Genomic DNA, 18,646 nt, shown 5'->3' on the forward strand with positions numbered 1-18,646 from the left:
CAAAGCTATTATGGAAACCAAGCCCCTACAAAAAATGTTTCCCTTTTTATGTATTATTTTGCTCATGGTTAGTTGCGCTTCGACTAACAGATTAACCATAAGCGTCACTGAACCAGCCCCTGTAAGCATACCAAAAAACATTAGCAGGGTGGGTATCTTAAACCGATTTAACAATACCTCAGATAATGTTATAAGTAAAATTGATGAAGTCTTCTCTGCTGAAGGCAAAAACTTTGACCGAGACGCATCAAACAAGGTTATTGAAGGCTTAAACGAATTACTGAAACAACAAGACCGATTTGATGTTGTTATTGTAAACGATTCATTGTTAGTTTCAAACAATACTGTAGATTTCCCAACAGCTTTAACTTGGGATACAGTAGAACAATTGTGTAAAGCTAGCGATGTGGATGTACTTTACGTTTTATCCTTTTTTGATACCGATTCCAAAATAAGCTATAACACAAAACAAGCCTTTTCACAAAATGTACTGGGTGTAAAAATTCCTGTTTTAGAACACCATGCTACGGCAAACACCCTTATAAAAGGTGGTTTTAAAATTTATGACCCTACCAACCGATTGATTTTGGATTCATTTTCATTCTCTAAAGGGATTACCACTTCAGGGAAAGGCATAAATCCTGCCAAGGCACTCGAGGCTCTTAAAATGCGAAAAGACCTTGTTATGGATGCTAGCAGGCTCATTGGAGAAAACTACGCATTAAGCATTGTACCTTACAGAACCAGAGTGGCCCGAGACTATTTTGTAAAGGGCACAGATCAATTTGAAATAGCCAAACGCAAGGCCCAAACAGGAGATTGGGATGGTGCTGCACTTCATTGGGAAAGGGAACTTGCTAACCCTAAATCCAAAATCGCAGGGCGCGCTTGTTACAATATGGCAATAATCAATGAAATTAATGGCGATATAGAGACTGCTATTGAATGGGCATCAAAAGCTTATAGTGATTACAATAACAAAGAAGCATTGCGATACTTAAATATTCTTAAGTATCGGGTATCACAAAACCAAAGGCTGGCAGAACAAAATTACAATACATTTTAGTTCTAATTTATTCCTATTTTTCTAATGAGAAACGGCTAGGCTTGTACATGTTTTTTTTCATTTATACCAGAATTTATAAATAAAAAAAAACATGTACTTTTGCTGCACTAAAAATGAACTAAAATGAACGCATATATATTTCCTGGTCAAGGTGCCCAATTTACAGGCATGGGGTTGGATCTTTATGAGAATTCACCTCTAGCACAAGAGCTGTTTGAACAAGCCAACCATATTCTTGGTTTTAATATTACTGATATTATGTTTGAGGGCTCTGCAGAAGACCTTAAAGAAACCAAAGTTACCCAGCCAGCTATATTTTTACATTCTGTTATTTTAGCTAAAACATTAGGAAATAGCTTTAAACCTGATATGGTTGCTGGTCATTCTCTTGGTGAGTTTTCTGCATTAGTAGCTAATGGCTCTTTAAATTTTGAAGATGGTTTAAAATTGGTTTCCCAGCGTGCTTTGGCCATGCAAAAAGCATGTGAACTGCAACCAAGTACTATGGCCGCCGTTTTGGGCTTGGATGATGACATTGTTGAAAAAATCTGTGCTACTACTGAAGGTGTTGTGGTTGCTGCTAATTACAACTGCCCAGGACAATTGGTCATCTCTGGAGAAATTGAAGCTATCAATAAAGCCTGTGAATCCTTAAAGGCAGAAGGTGCCAGACGAGCTTTAGTTTTACCTGTTGGAGGTGCTTTTCATTCTCCATTAATGGAACCAGCCAGAGAAGAGCTTGCAGCAGCTATTGAAAGCACAGCGTTCAAAACACCAAACTGTCCTATTTACCAAAACGTGACTGCGAATGCGGTTACTGATTCCTCTGCCATTAAAGCAAACTTAATTTCACAATTAACTGCTCCAGTACGTTGGACACAATCTGTACAACAGATGATTACCGATGGTGCCACTTTATTTACTGAAGTAGGTCCTGGTAAGGTATTGCAAGGTTTGGTTAAAAAAATAAACCGGGAAGCAGAAACCGTTTCGGCAACTTTTGAAATGAATGCCTAGATGAAGTTATCCAATCGAAATATTTTTATTATTGCTTCAATAATAATAACTATAGTTATAGACCAAATTACTAAAGTTATTGTTAGGGCTTCTATCGAAAAAAATGAAGTTATCCCTGTAATTGGTAACTTTTTTTCACTGCATAACGTAGAGAATGAAGGGGCTTTTTTGGGTATGGGAAGTGAATTAAATGAACCTTTACGTGTTATTTTATTACTCATTTTACCCGTTGTAGTATTAGGTTTTGTCTTGCGCTATATCATTAAAGACAAAGCTTTGGATAAATGGTCTTTATTTGCCTTTTCTGCTATTATTGGAGGTGGTATTGCAAATGTTTTTGACCGAATAGCCTTCGGGTCGGTAACCGATTTTCTATTTATTAAGCTTACAGATGTTCTAAGAACAGGGATTTTTAATATGGCCGATATGTTTGTTACCACTGGAATGGCTATTTTAATTATAGTTAATTTTAAAAAAGATAAAAAATAACAAGCCACCCAAAACCAAACTTGGACGGCTTGTTATGAACGTTGGTTAATTAAACGTTGGTATAAAAGAATCGTCAGTTCGTTCTGGCTTAGCCGCTAAATTGTAATGTGGCACCCTTCCCGATGGGTCTGCATCGGTTCCGCCCAAAGTATATAATGCTTCAGATAGCACTTCCAATTCGGTTGCAGGTACTGGTAAATGTCTAAAGGTTCCTACTTGCAGTTGATTAATCCTTCTCCTATCAAAATACCCACTTCCAACAGCGGTATTAAATAACTCTATAAAACGCTCGTAGAATATGGCATCAAGTATATCTTGTTGCATTGCATCCGATGGCAAATCGGCTAATCCTCCTCTAGCCGTCCTCGAACCAGCATTAATATCGGCAATGGCTCCAGACAAATCATTAGTACGTGCTTTGGCCTCAGCCATTAACAATCTGTTATCCTCAAAAGTAAAAGTCTTGATCTGTTTTGCATCAGCACCGTCAGAAAAGGTTGGGTCGTTTTGGAATCGCGTATGGATATAATGCGAATAATGAAATCTACCCCTTTCCGACCTAAATAAAATATCGGATCTAAATTCAAAATCCCTACCGGGACCAACCCTAGCGTCGTTGGTGGTCATCTGTGGATTATCTAATGTAGAACCTGAACCGGCAGGGAAAAATTCGGGCTGACTTGGGTCTAACAAATGTACAATCCGCATATCCAACCGTGCACCAAAAGGTCCAAAGCCATTGGGCGAATCCATTAATACATTGGCATTGTTCCACCAACTGATACCGTTATCTCCGGTTGGCCCGAAATCTGCTGTGATACCATTTTCAGTTAGGGTTTTAACTTGGTTCCAATCCACCGCGTTGGTTTCGGTCATATCCCTAGCCGATTGCACCATGAACCTAGCCTTATAGGAGTTGCACAATTTTATTAGTTCTGACGAAGGCAATGAAACTCCGTTAATGACCGTATTAGGGATTTCAAAACTGTTGGAATTGGCCAATTGAATCACTTTATCTAAATCTGCAATTGCTAATGCAATCAAATCTTGGTAAGGAACAAATTCCAATTTTTGGGAAAGATCTGTATTCTCATCAACCGAAAATCCTTTTTCAAATAAAAGTCCCAAATTTCCATAAGAAAGCCCTCTAAGTAGATACGCTGCCGCTGAAACCATAGGTGTATTATCGGTACCTGCAACTACCCAAGTCACTCCATTATTATTTATGGCACCCAAAACGTCATTAGCAGACGATATGGCACCATAACATCCTTGCCATGGTTGTTCCAATACACTAACATCTGCCCATGATGCGGCATTGATAATTGGGTTTCTAGGTTCGGCTGACAATACACGCATCCCAAAATTACCCCAAGAACAAGTGGCAATATCACCGGCTACGGCCAAAGGCGGGTAAAGATCCCTACTCGTAGATTGCCACCAAGTAACAAATCCGCCGCTCACTACCCCTATTAAATCTGAACCATTAGCGATAACTTGATTCCTATCGGGGTTATTCGAATTTACAACATTATCAATCTCATTGCTACATGAAAAAAACAGCAACAAGAAATTGGCAAAAACCAATTGTAATTTTATAATATTATTTTTTTTCATTTTCAATTTTTTTAAAAGGTTAATTGTACAGAAAAACTAAATGTTCTTGTTGAAGGATATGGGAAATTATCAATCTTAAAAACATTAGGATCACCTCCAGGGGTATTCACATCACTACCAATACCATCTGTATCCCTAGACGTTAAATTAGCTCTGTTAGTTTCAGATTGCGTTGTGATTTCAGGATCAAAACCAGAGTAATTTGTAATGGTAAATAGGTTCCTTCCAACAAAGCCAAACTTGACATTGTTGACAAAGTTTCCAACGTTTCCTAGCGCATCACCTTTAAGAGTGTAATAAAGTGAAAGTTCTCTTAACTTAACAAAAGTACCATCCTCTACAAAAGCAGAGCTCGCCAAATTGGTATTGTATAAACCTTGGAAAAAGTTATACGGCAAGCCACTGGTAATATCTAAATGTCTACCATCCCTATATAACCACTGCTTGGTTTTATTATAAATATCGCCACCCTGTTTCCAATCGACAAGAGCATAAAATGCTAAATTTTTATACTTTAAAGTGGTATTGAATGCCATTCTAAAATCTGGCGTAATATCACCCATAACAAAGAATTCATTACCTCCACTATCTACTTGTTTTACAGCTGTACTTCCTGTAGCGGCATCAACCACATAACCAAACTCATTAATGGCATAGTTATTAGGATCCAACCCAGTAGGCAAATCGGACAAACTTCTAATAAATATATTACCGTACATGACACCAAAATTTTGACCTTGCTCAATTCTAAACAATGTCGTTTCCTGTGCTCCAGGCCCAGTTAAGTATGATGGAACATCTAGACGACTAATCTTTTGTTTGGATTTGTCCCAAATAATGCCCAAATCCCATGAAAAATCATCATTTTTTATAATATTGGCATTAAGAGACGCCTCATAGGTGGTGGCGTCTATTTCACCTGCATTACGCCACTGTGCTCCAAAACCAGTTGCTGCCGATAAGGGTACTCTTAAAATTTGATCATCGGTTTTTGCTTTCACATAATTGAATTCAAAAGAAAAACGATCCAAGAAATCCACATTAATACCAAGTTCCAACTCTCCAGTTTTTGCAGGTTTTAATTCATTATTTCCTAAAGTGGATTTGGTAGGAGATCCATTTTGCAAAGCAAAAGTTTCAAAACGCATTTCGTATGTTGGCCTAATACCGGCAGTACCATAAGAACCTCGCAATTTTAATTCCTGAATGCTAGGGATTTCTATATCTTCTGTTATACGATAGGCCAAACTTGTTCTAAAATAGTTTGCCCATCTGGTATCCGGACCAAATAAAGAAGAACCTTCACGTCTTATAACACCACTAAATATGTATTTCTTTTGATAATCGAAATCTGCAACAGCAAAATAACTGTCCGTTAAAATTTCTTGGGTGGCCGAAGAGACAGAAGGTCTATCTGAAATATTATCTAAAGAACGGATATCGGATACAGCAAGATTATACCCTTCTGCATTATTAAATTCATTAATATAGCGTTCATGCAGATAACTCAATCTTAAGCTTAGGTTATAATCATCATCAGCTCCAAAAGATTTGGTTATTAAACTGTTGAACCTAATGTTTTGAGCCCTACCATTAAATGTTGATCGCTGAATAAATCCAATATTCTGTGCTTGTCCATCTGGACTGGCTGACAAATACCCCTTAGGGATATAATCTTCAAAGGCGTTGTTTTCGAAGTCTACTGAATAGGCACCGTTTAACTTTAACCAAGGCAATACCTGATAGTCTAAGGATACATTGCCTAAAAATCGGTTTCTCTTTTCAACCAAATCCCTATTGGCCAATTCATATAGAGGATTATAAATGTTTGGATCGAACGTATTACTATCAAAATTGTAAGGTGATCCATCTTCTTCATTCAGTGCTTGCCAATCGTAAATAGGCTCCGTAATCAAGGCTTCGAACAAAGGATTTTCAGAGGTTGTACCTCCATTTATGGATGCATCCCTATTGGAATTACTATAGAAGAATGATGTTTTTAATTTAATTTTTTCTGAAATGGTATTATCCAAGTTCAACCTAAAATTATCTCTTCTATAGTCCTCTACTAACGCTAATATACCTTCATCCTGAAGTCTTTGATAAGAAAATAGATACCTAGCATTTTCATTTCCTCCAGTAACAGAGGCATAATGTGTATTATAAATCCCCGTTTCAAAAACTTCACCTTGATAGTCGTAATTAGTTCCTGGGTAAGGGTTATCGGATAAACCATCTGCATCTACTTCTCGTGAGCCACTAGTTAAATCGAATGCAGAAGCATCAGCCGTTAACTTAAAGCGGTGTGTTGTTGCTAAATCATACTTATCGAGTATATTTTTCCAACCAAGTTCCGTTCTATAAGTCACATTAACCTTGTTATTTCCTTTTCCTCTTTTAGTGAAAATCTGAATAACCCCATTGGAAGCCCTAGACCCATATAAAGAAGCTCCCGCAGCGCCCTTGGCTACTTCAATTCTATCAATATCTTCAGTGTTAATATCGGCCAATCCACCTTCCAAAATAACGCCATCAACAATAACTAAAGGATCTTGTCCTGTGGCCAATGAGTTAGCTGTTCTCAATTGAATAGACACATTACTGCCTGGATTACCCCCTGAAGGCGTCACAGACAAACCAGCAATTTTACCTTGCAATGCTGAAGCGGCATCGGTTGCAGGAACATTCTCCAAAAGATCATTTTTAACCTGCCCAACCGAGAAACTTAGTTCTTTTGTTGATTTTCCTTGGGCACTACCTATTACAACCACTTCTTCCAAAGACTCGGCATCTTCTGTTAAGGTAACATCAATGGTATTTGATGAGCTAACAGCAATTTCTTGGGTAGTATAGCCCACAAAACTAAAGACTAGTGTTTGTCCTTGTCTAGTTTGAATGGAATAATTACCATCGAAATCAGTTGAAGTACCTGTAGTAGTACCTTTAATTAAAACGGTTGTCCCTGGCAATGGTAATCCATTTCCATCTGAAACCTTACCCGTAACCGTTTTTTCTTGTGCAAAAGAAAATTGCACAGCTAACGCTAGGAACAGTGCCAGCATTCTGTGAAACTTTGTTTTCATATTATTTAAATTTGAGTTAGTCTAAGCAGATTGTAAGAAAGGTAGGCGGCGAAGATTTTTTTTAAGGACTAATTCAAAAAAATTCGATACTAAAAAATAAAAACTAAAGTTTAGCGAAAACCTCAGCGTGTATAAGTAAAGTTCTAAACCACCTTACCTTTTACAATTGCATTAGTAAAGGAAATGGTTTAATTGTACGCTTAACAAAATTATGATTTGACCTATTTATAAAATGGGGTAGAATAAGCTTTTTATGATACAATTAAACTTAAGTTATTATAAATTAACCTTTGAATATTTAAATTTCGAATAAAAATATTTTAACTCACTTATATTCAGTTATTTAAAAATAATAAACCGTTTTTACAACTAGCAGAAATAAATTGCTCCAATATTGATGTGAACATATATTTTTTTGAAGTTTGTAGTGATTAAAATGATATGAGTTGCTTATTAATTGATGCAAACAACACAAATTCACTCATGCTAAGTCATTTTTTTATGCTAGTTTAGACCTTGATTAATGCCAATTCCTATGGTTAGTCCTATTAAAACAATAATAATTGATGATGAATTTTTGGCTAGAAAGCGTGTTTCTAACCTATTAAATGATATTAAGGACATTGAGGTTATAGATGAGTGCAGCTCTGGAAAAGAGGCTATCGCAAAAATCAACTCAATAAAGCCAGATTTAATTTTCTTAGACATTAAAATTACAGATATGACTGGGTTTGATATTTTAAAGGAAATAGATCAAAACAATATGCCTTTGGTCATATTTATAACCGCTTTTGATGAATTTGCCTTAAAGGCTTTCGATTTTTTTGCTTTTGATTATTTGTTGAAACCTTTTAAGGATGAACGCTTTTTTCAATCTACAAACCGGGTTATTGAACTTTTCAATTCTAATAAATCCAATGGTTTAAGCAAAAAAATAACCAACCTATTAAAATATATTGAAAATCCCAATCAGGAGTTTTCAGAAGTAAAACAAACCAAATTGGCCATAAAGGCCAACGGGAAAATCTCATTTATAAATAAAGATGATATAAAATATATTCTAGCATCGGGTTATTATGCCGAAATTTATACCGAACAAAAGAAATACGTTTTAAGAGAGTCCTTAAATTCATTATTCGATCAACTTAAAGCAAATAAGTTCCAACGTATACATAGATCGACAATTATTAATATAGCCTTAATTAAGGAAGTATTATATTCCAATTATGGTGAGATTGATGTAAAAATGCAAGATGAAAAATTATTTAGAATAAGTAAGACTCACAAAAAAGAGTTTCAGAAAAAAATGGGTATATAAATTTCACGATGAGAAACTTAAAAAAACACATCGACTTTAAGCTTATAGGCATTTTGTCTCTTGTATATGCTGTTTTCGTCATTATTTACTCATTTAAAAATGCGTATTTGAGAATTTATCATGGTAGAGACACAGCCTGGGGAAATTTCATTTTTGGAAATGTTTTGGATTGGTGTCTTATTACCGTCTTTATGATTTTTATAGCCATGACAACCAAATACTTATTTGTTAAAAAAGTAAAATTTTTACATATAGTTATCATTCATTTATTCTTCTCATTCTTTATTGGTGCTTTCACTCTAGGAATTTCATGGGGAATTGATTTATTAAGTACCACAGAAGCTGATATGAAAAATGACTTAAGTGATATGGTTATACATTTTATTCGACTTATAGATTTACATTTTTTAATTTATATCTCTTTAGTAACCATTATATACATGTATTACTACTTTAAAAAAACACAAGAGAGCGAATTAAGAACTATAAAATTGCAGGATAAATTATCTCAAGCCCATTTAAGGTTTCTACAAACACAAATGCATCCCCATTTTTTATTTAACACCTTAAATGGCATTCATTCATTGATAGATATCAATACTGAAAAATCTAAAACTATGATTGTCGATTTAGGCGATCTCTTAAGAAATGTTTTGGATAAAAAAGACCAAAACTTAATTGAATTACAGGAGGAGTTAGACATACTTAAAAAATACATCCATATAAAAAAAACACGCTTTTCCGATCAACTAACCTTTACTATTGATGTTGAAGATAGTTTAGAAAACGTATTAGTGCCTAATATGATTTTGCAACCCATTATTGAAAATGCCACCAAACATGGCTATAGTAACGTCCATAAAACCATTGATGTTAATATTTCAATTAAAAAAGCCAAGGAAAAACTTAAAATTAAAATTGAAAACACTGGTAAACAAATAAACGAATCCCTTTTTGCTTTATTAAAAAAAGGTAATGGGATAAGCAACATCAATGAACGACTGAAAACACTATACAAAACTGAATATGATTTAAAAATCTATAATCATGAGAGCAGGGTGATAACCGAAATTATTTTCCCTATTCAATATTCAATCTCCGAAATAAGTGAAGACTATCAATAACAAAGAAAGGGCTGCTTAATAAGCAGCCCTTTCTCAATATGTAAAATTTAAATCAGCTTCTTATCTTCTGCTCCCATTTCCAAGCAGAGCGCATGGCATCGTCTAAGGTTAGTTTTGTTTCCCAGCCTAATTCTTCATTAGCTTTTGTAGTATCTGCATAAGCCGAAATGATATCCCCTTCCCTTCTGCCTACAATTTTATAATTGAGTGTTTTACCTGAAACACGCTCAAAGGCCTTAACCACTTCTAAAACTGAACTACCCTTACCTGTTCCAAGATTAAATGTTTCATAATTGGCTTTATTCTTATTTTCCAACAAACGCTTAAGTGCTACAACGTGAGCTTTTGCTAAATCAACCACATGTATATAGTCTCTAATACAAGTACCATCGGGAGTTGGGTAATCATCTCCAAAAACAGACAGTTGCTCACGCAAGCCTATTCCTGTTTGGGTGATAAAAGGCACTAAATTTTGAGGAACCCCTATAGGGAGCTCTCCTATGTTAGCTGATTCATGTGCCCCTACAGGATTAAAATAACGCAGGGCTATAGCTTTTAAATTTGGTGTAACCTTGCAAGTATCTCTAATTATTTCCTCTCCTATTTGCTTGGTGTTACCATATGGTGATTCTGCTTGTTTTACCGGCGCATTTTCTGTTATTGGCAATTTGTCTGCCTGACCATAAACCGTACAGGAGGAACTAAAAATAAATGAAGCTGTTGGTAACTGTTCTAATTGTTTCAGTAAGTAAACCAAGGTATTTATATTGTTTTCGTAATACAATAACGGTTTTTCAACACTTTCACCAACGGCTTTACTAGCAGCAAAATGGATAACTCCTTTAATATCATTATGGGTATTAAAAAAAACATCTACACCTGCTTTATCTTTTAAATCCAACTTTTCAAAAACAGGTTTCTTACCTGTAATCGAAGTAATACCGTCTAAAACACTAATAGACGAGTTGGATAAATCATCAATAATAACAACCTCGAATCCTTCATTTTGTAATTCTACAACGGTATGTGATCCTATAAACCCTAATCCTCCCGTAACTAATATTTTATCCATTTATAAATTTAATTATTGTTGATGTTATATATTCAATTTGCTCGTCGTCCAATTCAGTATGCATAGGCAAAGAAATAACCTCTTTAACCAATTGATTGGTCACAACAAAATCCGCTTCATTATATCGCACATCGGCATATGCCTTTTGTTTGTGAAGCGGTATAGGATAATATATCCCAAAAGGAATCCCTTTTTCATTTAAATGCTTAGCCAAAGCATTCCTATTTATATCTTTTAATTTTAATGTATACTGATGGAACACGTGATTATCTAAACCTCCTGTTCTTACAGGAACTTCAATATTAGGTACTTGATTAAAAGCCCTATCATACTTATTAGCCGCTTCAATTCGTTTTGTATTATAGCTATCTAAATGCGGTAATTTTGCATCCAAAACTGCGGCTTGAATACTATCTAACCTAGAATTTACACCTACTACATCATGATGGTAACGTTCATACATTCCATGGTTAACAATCCCCCTAATGGTATTAGCTAAGGTGTCATCATTGGTAAAAATAGCACCTCCATCACCATAACAACCTAAATTTTTGGATGGAAAAAAAGAAGTCGCCCCAACGTGTCCAATGGTACCCACTTTTACCTTTTTTCCATTTTTATAGGTATAATTAGCACCAATGGCTTGTGCATTATCTTCAATTACATACAGATTATGTGCATGGGCTATCTCCATTATAGCTTCCATATTTGCACATTGTCCAAATAAGTGTACTGGTACAATGGCCTTGGTTTTGGGTGTAATAGCCTTTTTAACAGCCTCAATATTAATGTTGAAATCGTCTTCATTTACATCAACTAAAACTGGTGTTAATTGCAATAAAGCAATAACTTCTACAGTAGCTGCAAAAGTGAAATCGGCAGTAATAACCTCATCGCCTGGTTTTAACCCAAGCCCCATCATAGCTATTTGAAGCGCATCCGTTCCGTTGGCACAAGGTATAACATGCTTTACGCCTAAATAATGTTCCAAGTTCTTCTGAAACTGGTGGACTTTTGGGCCATTTATAAAAGCAGTGTTTTCAATAACTTCTTGTATAGCAGGATTAACGACATCCTTTATTTGGGAGTACTGACCTTTAAGGTCAACCATTTGGATTTTCTTCATATTTTATGTTTAAAGAACCAAAATCTAACCTGGATGACCATAATTAGATTTGCATTTTGTATGTCATTTTTGAGCCCACAAAATTACAAAATTCATACTGTTTATTTATAGTTTTCTTCTAAAGAAATGTATTTTAGCACAAACAATATAGGATTGGGGGTTTTATATGACAATATTATAAGATTAGCTAATTTAGGACTAAAATCCATTGCAAATTTTAACCTAAAAATTGCTTTGGGAGTTAAAGGTCGTTCTAAAACCTTCAGTATTCTTAAGGAACATTTAAATCAAGGAGACAAAACCTTATGGTTTCATTGCGCATCGCTTGGTGAATACGAACAAGGGCTACCTGTTTTTAATGAGCTAAGGAATCATTATAAAAGACATAAAATAATACTTAGTTTTTTTTCACCGTCCGGCTATGAAATTAGAAAGAATTCCCCAGTCGCAGATTGCGTTGTTTATCTTCCATTGGACACCAAACAAAATGCGAGACGCTTTTTGGATATTGTTAACCCTGACCTTACAATATTTGTAAAGTATGATATTTGGCCCAACTATTTGAATGAAATCAACAAGAGACACTTAAGGGCCATCTTAATTTCTGCTGCATTTAGAAAAAATCAACGTTTTTTTAAATTTTATGGTGGATTGTTTAGGCATGCATTATTAGCTTTTGAACATATTTTCACCCAAAACGAAAATTCAAAGACACTTTTAGAATCTATTAATTACCTTGATGTCACTGTTACAGGAGACACACGATTTGATAGGGTTTCCAATCAGTTGAAACAAAATAACGCTCTTGATTTTATGGAAAGCTTTAAACAAGACAAACTGTGTGTTGTTGCTGGTAGCACTTGGCCTGAAGATGAGGTACTACTTATAAATTACATTAATACAGAAGCTTCAAAAGACACTAAATTTATTATAGCTCCACACAATATAAAAAGTAATCAAATACAAAGACTTAAAAACCAGATCAATACTACGTCTGTACTATTTTCTGAAAAAAAGAAAGATGCATTGGCTAATAGTCAGGTCTTAATTATTGACACTATTGGCTTGCTTTCTAAAATTTACAGTTATGCAGATATTGCCTACGTAGGTGGTGCCATAGGCAATACAGGATTGCATAACACCTTAGAACCTGCTGTATTTGGCGTTCCCATTATAATAGGAAACCATCATCAAAAATTCCCAGAAGCCAAAGCTATGATTACCAAGGGTGGGATGTTTTCGATTAAAGACACAAATGAATTTAATTCCATTCTAAACAAATTACTTCAAAACTCTAATTTTCGATCGATTAGTGGTATAAAAAATCAAGACTATATTAAAGAAAATAAAGGTGCCGTCATCCAAATACTGGATTATCTACGTATATAGTATGCCAGAAAATATAATTTGTGAACAAAAATTTTAAAATTGGCTTTTGACTTAAAAACAATTAACCTAAATTGAAAATTATGAAAAATACATTATTAAGTGTGGTGCTTGTACTTGCACTAGTATTATCTTTTACTTCATGTCGAGATACTAAAAAATCAGACACTATGGAAGCTACTATTGAAAATGCAACTGAAGCTATCGAAGGAGCATTAGAAGAAGCTGGAAAAGCTATGGATGAAGCCGCTGAAGCTACTGAAAATGCTGTAGAAGCAGCCGAAGATGCTGTTGAAGCAGTCGGCGATGCCATAAAAAAGGAAGAATAAAAAACTTCATAGTATCCATAAAAAAAGACCGTTTTAAAACGGTCTTTTTATAGGTTGAAACCAATACTTTAAACAAACGCTACCAAAATATTGGAAGTGTTCTTTTTTATCGGGGACTATTCCATTTTGAATCATCAAAATAGATTTAAAACCTATCCCTGTCTACTTTTAAAATATATTAATGTCGTGGAGTTTGTTTACTCACTTATATCTAATTCTGTTATTTTTACAACAATTGGGTTGTTCCATTTACGGTCATTATAGATTCGCTGAGACCTTGTAATCGATATCTCCATTACTTCGTTTGTTTGTTTAATAACAGGAGCTGGATCCACATTCTTGTCATATTCTTTAACTATTCCATTGTGGCCCAAAACAAAAATTTGACTCTTTTTTGTAGCTTTCAATGTTTCAATACTAAATAATTTACGATCACCATATTTCCATTCGTCCGTATCTATAAACACATATGCTGTTTTTTTATCTTTAGATGTTAAAAACCACATGTTACCCTCCTTAATAGTATGATGTGGCTCGGTTTGATTAAATGCCTCTTGATTAATAAACATCCATAAAGAAATTTCATTTAAAGCACTTTGTTGTTCTTTTGGAAAATTACCGAATGCATCTGGACCAAAATTTAATAATAAGTTACCTCCTTTTGCTTTTATTTCAATAAGTTTAAGAATGGCATCTTTAGCTGTTTTATAATTTTCATTTGTGGGTCTATATTGCCATTGATCTCCAAAAGTGTAGCACGCCTCCCAAGGGGAAGGAATTGGGGTTTCAGGAGTTTCCTGCTCAGGGGTTTCCATAGCTCCCCGGGTAACGACCACATCTGGATTTATATCCCAGCACACCTTGGCCAACTCTGTTTTTGAAAATTGTTCCATACCATCCAAAAAGACAATATCAATTTTTCCATAATTCGTCATAAGCTCTTTCATTTGTTTTTTTACATAGGCGTTTAATTCAGGATTACTACTAGCAAGAGCCTCCTCTCGCACCCTTGATATGAGTGTTCCTTGTTTATGTAGAAAATAAAAATCATCTGGAGAAAAGTATAGCCCTACTGCTATACCAGCCTCACGACAAGCATCAACAAGCATCTTTGTAACATCTTTACCATAAGGACTATTCATTATGTTGAAATCGGTTGTTTTAGTATCATACATGCAATAGCCGTTATGGTGCTTGGCTGTAAAAACAATATATCTCATACCTGCTAGCTTAGCTGCACTCACCCATTCTCTTGCATCAAAATTTACAGGATTGAAGGTTTTAGGAAGTTCATTTATATACCTGTTAAGATAATCGTTCGAAGCACCAACCATACTATGACTTATAACCATTCCTAATTGAACATCCATACTCCAATGGATAAACATTCCAAAACCCAAGTCTGTAAACCATTGCTCTCTTTCAGGCTTGTTTAGATTTAATGGTTTTACCTCTTGTGCATTAACCTTTACTAAAAATACACTTATCAAGACAAATGCTAACGTTATACGTAATTTCATTCTAAACTATATTTTTGCTTCAACTATTAAACTTTATCTGTACTAATTAAATCCCACATGCTTAATGCTTACACACTATGTTTTGCATTAAGTTAGTTCGTTGAGCCCAAAAGAAAATCACTGATTTTTAATCCAAACTGCAAATTCGTTTTATACGATTCCTTTTACACAACTAATCAAATATAGATAAAATTTCAAGCTTAGCGTAAAACTACATATTTTAACAAAATCAAGTAAAAGATGCTTTAGTGGGTATAAAAAACTTAAAGGAGATTTAACAATCCGTTTTCTAATACTGATACTGGGTTAAAACGGGAGCTTATCGGTTCGATATTTCCAGAAAAATTCCAATTTGAAGAAAATAAAGTTCGAACCGCTGATATCAACCCAATCCTTTTAAAGATTGCTAGTGTCAACAAGGGTTTACAAAGGAATAAAAAAAAAGGGACAAATCTAAAAAATTAGATTTGTCCCAGAAAGTACAGAAGGCGGGACTTGAACCCGCACGGCCATAATGGCCATTGGATTTTAAGTCCAACGTGTCTACCAATTCCACCACTTCTGCATAGTAAAGTTAATTACTTGGACTTTTATAAAAAGCAGAGCGAAAGACGGGATTTGAACCCGCGACCCTCACCTTGGCAAGGTGATGCTCTACCCCTGAGCTACTTTCGCAATTTATTTAAATGAACTACCTGTAACAAACAGGCTTTCAATCTTTCGATTGCGGATGCAAATTTAAAATATTTCTACTAAAACCAAAGCCTTTTATAAAAATAAATAGAATTTATTTTAGGCCTGCTTTTTCTTAACCAACATGCGCTTAATTTCATTAAGCTTCATAAGCGCTTCTACAGGGGTAAGGGTATCTATATCGGTATGTAAAATCTCGTCTTTAATATTTTCCAACAACGGATCGTCAAGATTAAAAAAACTAAGTTGCATCTCCTTATTAAAGGACTTTACCTTCTCGGCAAGCTCTTCACTAGAATGGGATTGCTCCAGTTTCTTTAAAATCTTATTGGCTTTATGTAACACCTGTTGGGGCATGCCTGCCATTTTAGCCACATGAATACCAAAACTATGTGCGCTACCCCCTTCAACCAATTTTCTTAAAAACAATACATTGTCTTTTAATTCTTTTACTGAAACATTGAAATTTTTAATTCGTTCAAAAGTTTCGGTCATTTCGTTAAGTTCGTGGTAATGTGTTGCAAACAAGGTTTTTGGTTTGGCCGGATGCTCATGTAGGTACTCACTAATAGCCCAGGCTATGGAAATCCCATCATAGGTACTGGTTCCTCGCCCAATTTCATCCAATAACACCAAACTTCTACTGGAGATATTATTTAAAATAGATGCTGTTTCATTCATCTCTACCATAAAGGTACTTTCTCCCATAGATATATTATCACTGGCACCTACCCTTGTAAAGATTTTATCTACCAATCCGATTTTGGCTTCTTGAGCTGGCACAAAACTTCCTATTTGGGCTAAAAGCACAATTAAAGCGGTTTGCCTCAAAATAGCAGATTTACCCGACATATTGGGTCCCGTAATCATGATGATTTGTTGTGAAGTGTTGTCTAAAAATAGATTGTTAGCGATATAAGCTTCACCAATAGGCAATTGTTTTTCAATAACAGGATGGCGTCCCTCTTTAATATCCAGATTAAAACCATCGTTAATGATTGGGTACACATAATTATTCTCGTTTGCCAATTGTGCAAACCCACACATACAATCTAATTGACCTATTAACTGGGCATTTTGTTGAACCGCTTTGATATATTGGTTCATCCAAGCTACCAATTCTGAAAACAACTGTTGTTCTATAGACAAAATACGTTCTTCTGCTCCTAGGATTTTAGCCTCATAAGTTTTAAGTTCTTCGGTTATGTAACGTTCTGCATTTACAAGGGTTTGCTTTCTAATCCAATTTGCAGGCACTTTATCTTTATGTGTATTTCGCACTTCAATATAATAGCCAAAAACGTTGTTTGATGCTATTTTAAGCGACGTGATACCTGTTCGTTCCGTTTCACGTTCAAGCATATCATCCAGATAATCTTTTCCTAATTTTGACAGGTTTCTTAACTCATCCAATTCTGGAGAAAAACCGGAAGTAATGGTATTTCCTTTTAATACATTTACAGGTGCTTCTTCATTTAAAGTTTCCTTTATTTTTTCACGAAGCACCTCACAACTTTGTAAATTATCACCAATAACCCCTAAAGAGTCATTTTTACAATTTGAAGCCAAAGCTTTTATGGGTACAATGGCTTCCAAGGAATTTTTAAGTTGAATGACCTCTCGGGGGTTCACTTTTCCAGTTGCTATTTTGGAAATTAACCGTTCTAAATCACCTATATGCTTAATATGATGCTGTATTTTCTGAAGCTCTGTTTTATTTTTGGTCAAAAAGCAGACTACTTCATGGCGTTGCTTAATTTTATCTAAACTTTTTAAGGGCAAGGCCAACCAACGCTTTAACATCCTGCCTCCCATAGGCGAGATGGTTTTATCTATTACGTTTAGCAATGTTACAGCATTATTATTAGTTGAATGGTAAAGTTCTAGGTTACGTATAGTAAACTTATCCATCCACACATAATCATCTTCAGCTATTCTGGAAATAGAGGTAATGTGTTGTAGTTTATGATGTTGGGTTTCACTTAAATAATGCAGAATAGAACCAGACGCAATGACACCCTCATATAAATCCTCAACCCCGAAGCCTTTAAGCGTTGTGGTATTGAAATGTTTGATTAAGGTTTCGTAAGCATAATCGGTTTGATAAACCCAATCTTCTAAATAAAAGTTATGGAAATCAGGCCCAAACGTCTCAAGGAATAAAGTTCGTTTCTGTTTAGATACCAACACCTCACTAGGGTTAAAATTTTGAAGTAATTTATCAATATACTCAGCATTGCCTTGAGAGGTCAAAAATTCACCTGTAGAGATATCTAAAAATGCAATTCCTATATATTTTGTTGCTGAATGTGTTGAGGCATCAAAATACACCGAGCACAAAAAGTTATTCGATTTAGAGACCAATACCTCATCGTTTAATGCTACACCAGGAGTTACTAATTCGGTAACACCACGCTTTACTATGGTTTTAGTTTGTTTGGGGTCTTCCAATTGGTCACAAATAGCTACACGCTCACCAGCCTTAACCAATTTGGGCAAATAGGTGTTTAGTGAATGGTGTGGAAACCCGGCCAACTCTGTTTCACTTTCACTACCGGCACCGCGTTTGGTTAAAATAATACCCAAAATACCAGCAGCTTTAACAGCATCTTCACCAAAGGTTTCATAAAAATCGCCCACACGAAACAACAACAACGCATCAGGGTATTTGGCCTTTATGGCATTGTACTGCTTCATTAACGGCGTTTCCTTTTTTACTTTTTTTGCCAATGGGGTTTTGTTTTTTAAATATTACTTTTGCGAAAATAGTAGCATGCAATGTAGCACTAATTTCAAGTTTTATGAA

Annotated in this window: 13 protein-coding genes and 2 tRNA genes; 7 read left to right on the forward strand and 8 right to left on the reverse strand. The window is 35.1% G+C overall.

All coding sequences use genetic code 11. The features are described 5' to 3' along the window. The first annotated feature begins 10 nt into the window (after window positions 1-10). The 3 genes from MR053_RS01245 to lspA all read left to right on the forward strand — a co-directional run bounded on the left by MR053_RS01245 (window position 11) and on the right by lspA (window position 2,572). The gene (locus MR053_RS01245) at window positions 11-1,066 is read left to right on the forward strand and encodes a DUF6340 family protein (protein WP_242130699.1); all 1,056 of its coding nucleotides are present in this window, start codon (window positions 11-13) and stop codon (window positions 1,064-1,066) included. Between the two features lie 123 nt (window positions 1,067-1,189). Then, window positions 1,190-2,083 carry an ACP S-malonyltransferase gene (fabD, locus tag MR053_RS01250; protein ID WP_223549009.1) on the forward strand — a complete coding sequence of 298 codons (894 nt, stop codon included), beginning with the start codon at window positions 1,190-1,192 and terminating at the stop codon, window positions 2,081-2,083. Next, complete coding sequence (lspA, locus tag MR053_RS01255) at window positions 2,084-2,572, forward strand: signal peptidase II (RefSeq protein ID WP_223549010.1); 489 nt, start codon at window positions 2,084-2,086, stop codon at window positions 2,570-2,572. A gap of 45 nt (window positions 2,573-2,617) precedes the next feature. Here the strand turns inward: lspA and MR053_RS01260 are convergent, their stop codons facing one another. Together MR053_RS01260 and MR053_RS01265 are read right to left on the reverse strand one after the other, a co-directional pair. After that, window positions 2,618-4,189, reverse strand: coding sequence for a RagB/SusD family nutrient uptake outer membrane protein (locus MR053_RS01260; protein ID WP_242130700.1), 1,572 nt, complete (start codon window positions 4,187-4,189; stop codon window positions 2,618-2,620). A gap of 11 nt (window positions 4,190-4,200) precedes the next feature. Further along, window positions 4,201-7,272 carry a SusC/RagA family TonB-linked outer membrane protein gene (locus MR053_RS01265; protein WP_242130701.1) on the reverse strand — a complete coding sequence of 1,024 codons (3,072 nt, stop codon included), beginning with the start codon at window positions 7,270-7,272 and terminating at the stop codon, window positions 4,201-4,203. A gap of 523 nt (window positions 7,273-7,795) precedes the next feature. Between MR053_RS01265 and MR053_RS01270 the strand changes: the two genes are divergently transcribed. After that, window positions 7,796-8,590 carry a LytR/AlgR family response regulator transcription factor gene (locus MR053_RS01270; protein ID WP_223549015.1) on the forward strand — a complete coding sequence of 265 codons (795 nt, stop codon included), beginning with the start codon at window positions 7,796-7,798 and terminating at the stop codon, window positions 8,588-8,590. An 8-nt stretch (window positions 8,591-8,598) separates the two neighbouring features. Beyond that, entirely contained in the window at window positions 8,599-9,714 is a 1,116-nt protein-coding gene (locus tag MR053_RS01275; RefSeq protein WP_242130702.1) for a sensor histidine kinase, read from the forward strand. 52 nt (window positions 9,715-9,766) lie between these two features. Here MR053_RS01275 and galE read toward each other — a convergent pair whose 3' ends face one another. Beyond that, on the reverse strand, window positions 9,767-10,786 hold the full coding sequence (gene galE, locus MR053_RS01280; protein ID WP_242130703.1) for a UDP-glucose 4-epimerase GalE: 1,020 nt from the start codon (window positions 10,784-10,786) through the stop codon (window positions 9,767-9,769). Further along, window positions 10,779-11,912: a DegT/DnrJ/EryC1/StrS family aminotransferase gene (locus MR053_RS01285; protein WP_242130704.1), complete on the reverse strand. Its 1,134-nt coding sequence runs from the start codon at window positions 11,910-11,912 to the stop codon at window positions 10,779-10,781. Before MR053_RS01285 ends, galE begins: the two co-directional genes overlap by 8 nt. A gap of 126 nt (window positions 11,913-12,038) precedes the next feature. Between MR053_RS01285 and MR053_RS01290 the strand changes: the two genes are divergently transcribed. Continuing rightward, window positions 12,039-13,301 carry a 3-deoxy-D-manno-octulosonic acid transferase gene (locus MR053_RS01290; protein ID WP_242130705.1) on the forward strand — a complete coding sequence of 421 codons (1,263 nt, stop codon included), beginning with the start codon at window positions 12,039-12,041 and terminating at the stop codon, window positions 13,299-13,301. Between the two features lie 167 nt (window positions 13,302-13,468). After that, entirely contained in the window at window positions 13,469-13,627 is a 159-nt protein-coding gene (locus MR053_RS01295; protein WP_242130706.1) for a hypothetical protein, read from the forward strand. A gap of 197 nt (window positions 13,628-13,824) precedes the next feature. Here the strand turns inward: MR053_RS01295 and MR053_RS01300 are convergent, their stop codons facing one another. From MR053_RS01300 to mutS, 4 genes are all read right to left on the reverse strand, one after another. Further along, entirely contained in the window at window positions 13,825-15,147 is a 1,323-nt protein-coding gene (locus MR053_RS01300; protein ID WP_242130707.1) for an alpha-L-fucosidase, read from the reverse strand. A 480-nt stretch (window positions 15,148-15,627) separates the two neighbouring features. Continuing rightward, a tRNA-Leu gene (locus MR053_RS01305) sits at window positions 15,628-15,712 on the reverse strand. A 38-nt stretch (window positions 15,713-15,750) separates the two neighbouring features. Further along, window positions 15,751-15,822: transfer RNA gene (locus MR053_RS01310), tRNA-Gly, on the reverse strand. Between the two features lie 117 nt (window positions 15,823-15,939). Further along, a complete protein-coding gene (gene mutS, locus MR053_RS01315) occupies window positions 15,940-18,570 on the reverse strand; it encodes a DNA mismatch repair protein MutS (protein WP_242130708.1) in 2,631 nt (876 codons plus the stop codon). Window positions 18,571-18,646: the final 76 nt, after the last annotated feature.

The sequence above is a fragment of the Aestuariivivens marinum genome (assembly GCF_022662175.1).
Classification (GTDB): domain Bacteria; phylum Bacteroidota; class Bacteroidia; order Flavobacteriales; family Flavobacteriaceae; genus Aestuariivivens; species Aestuariivivens marinum.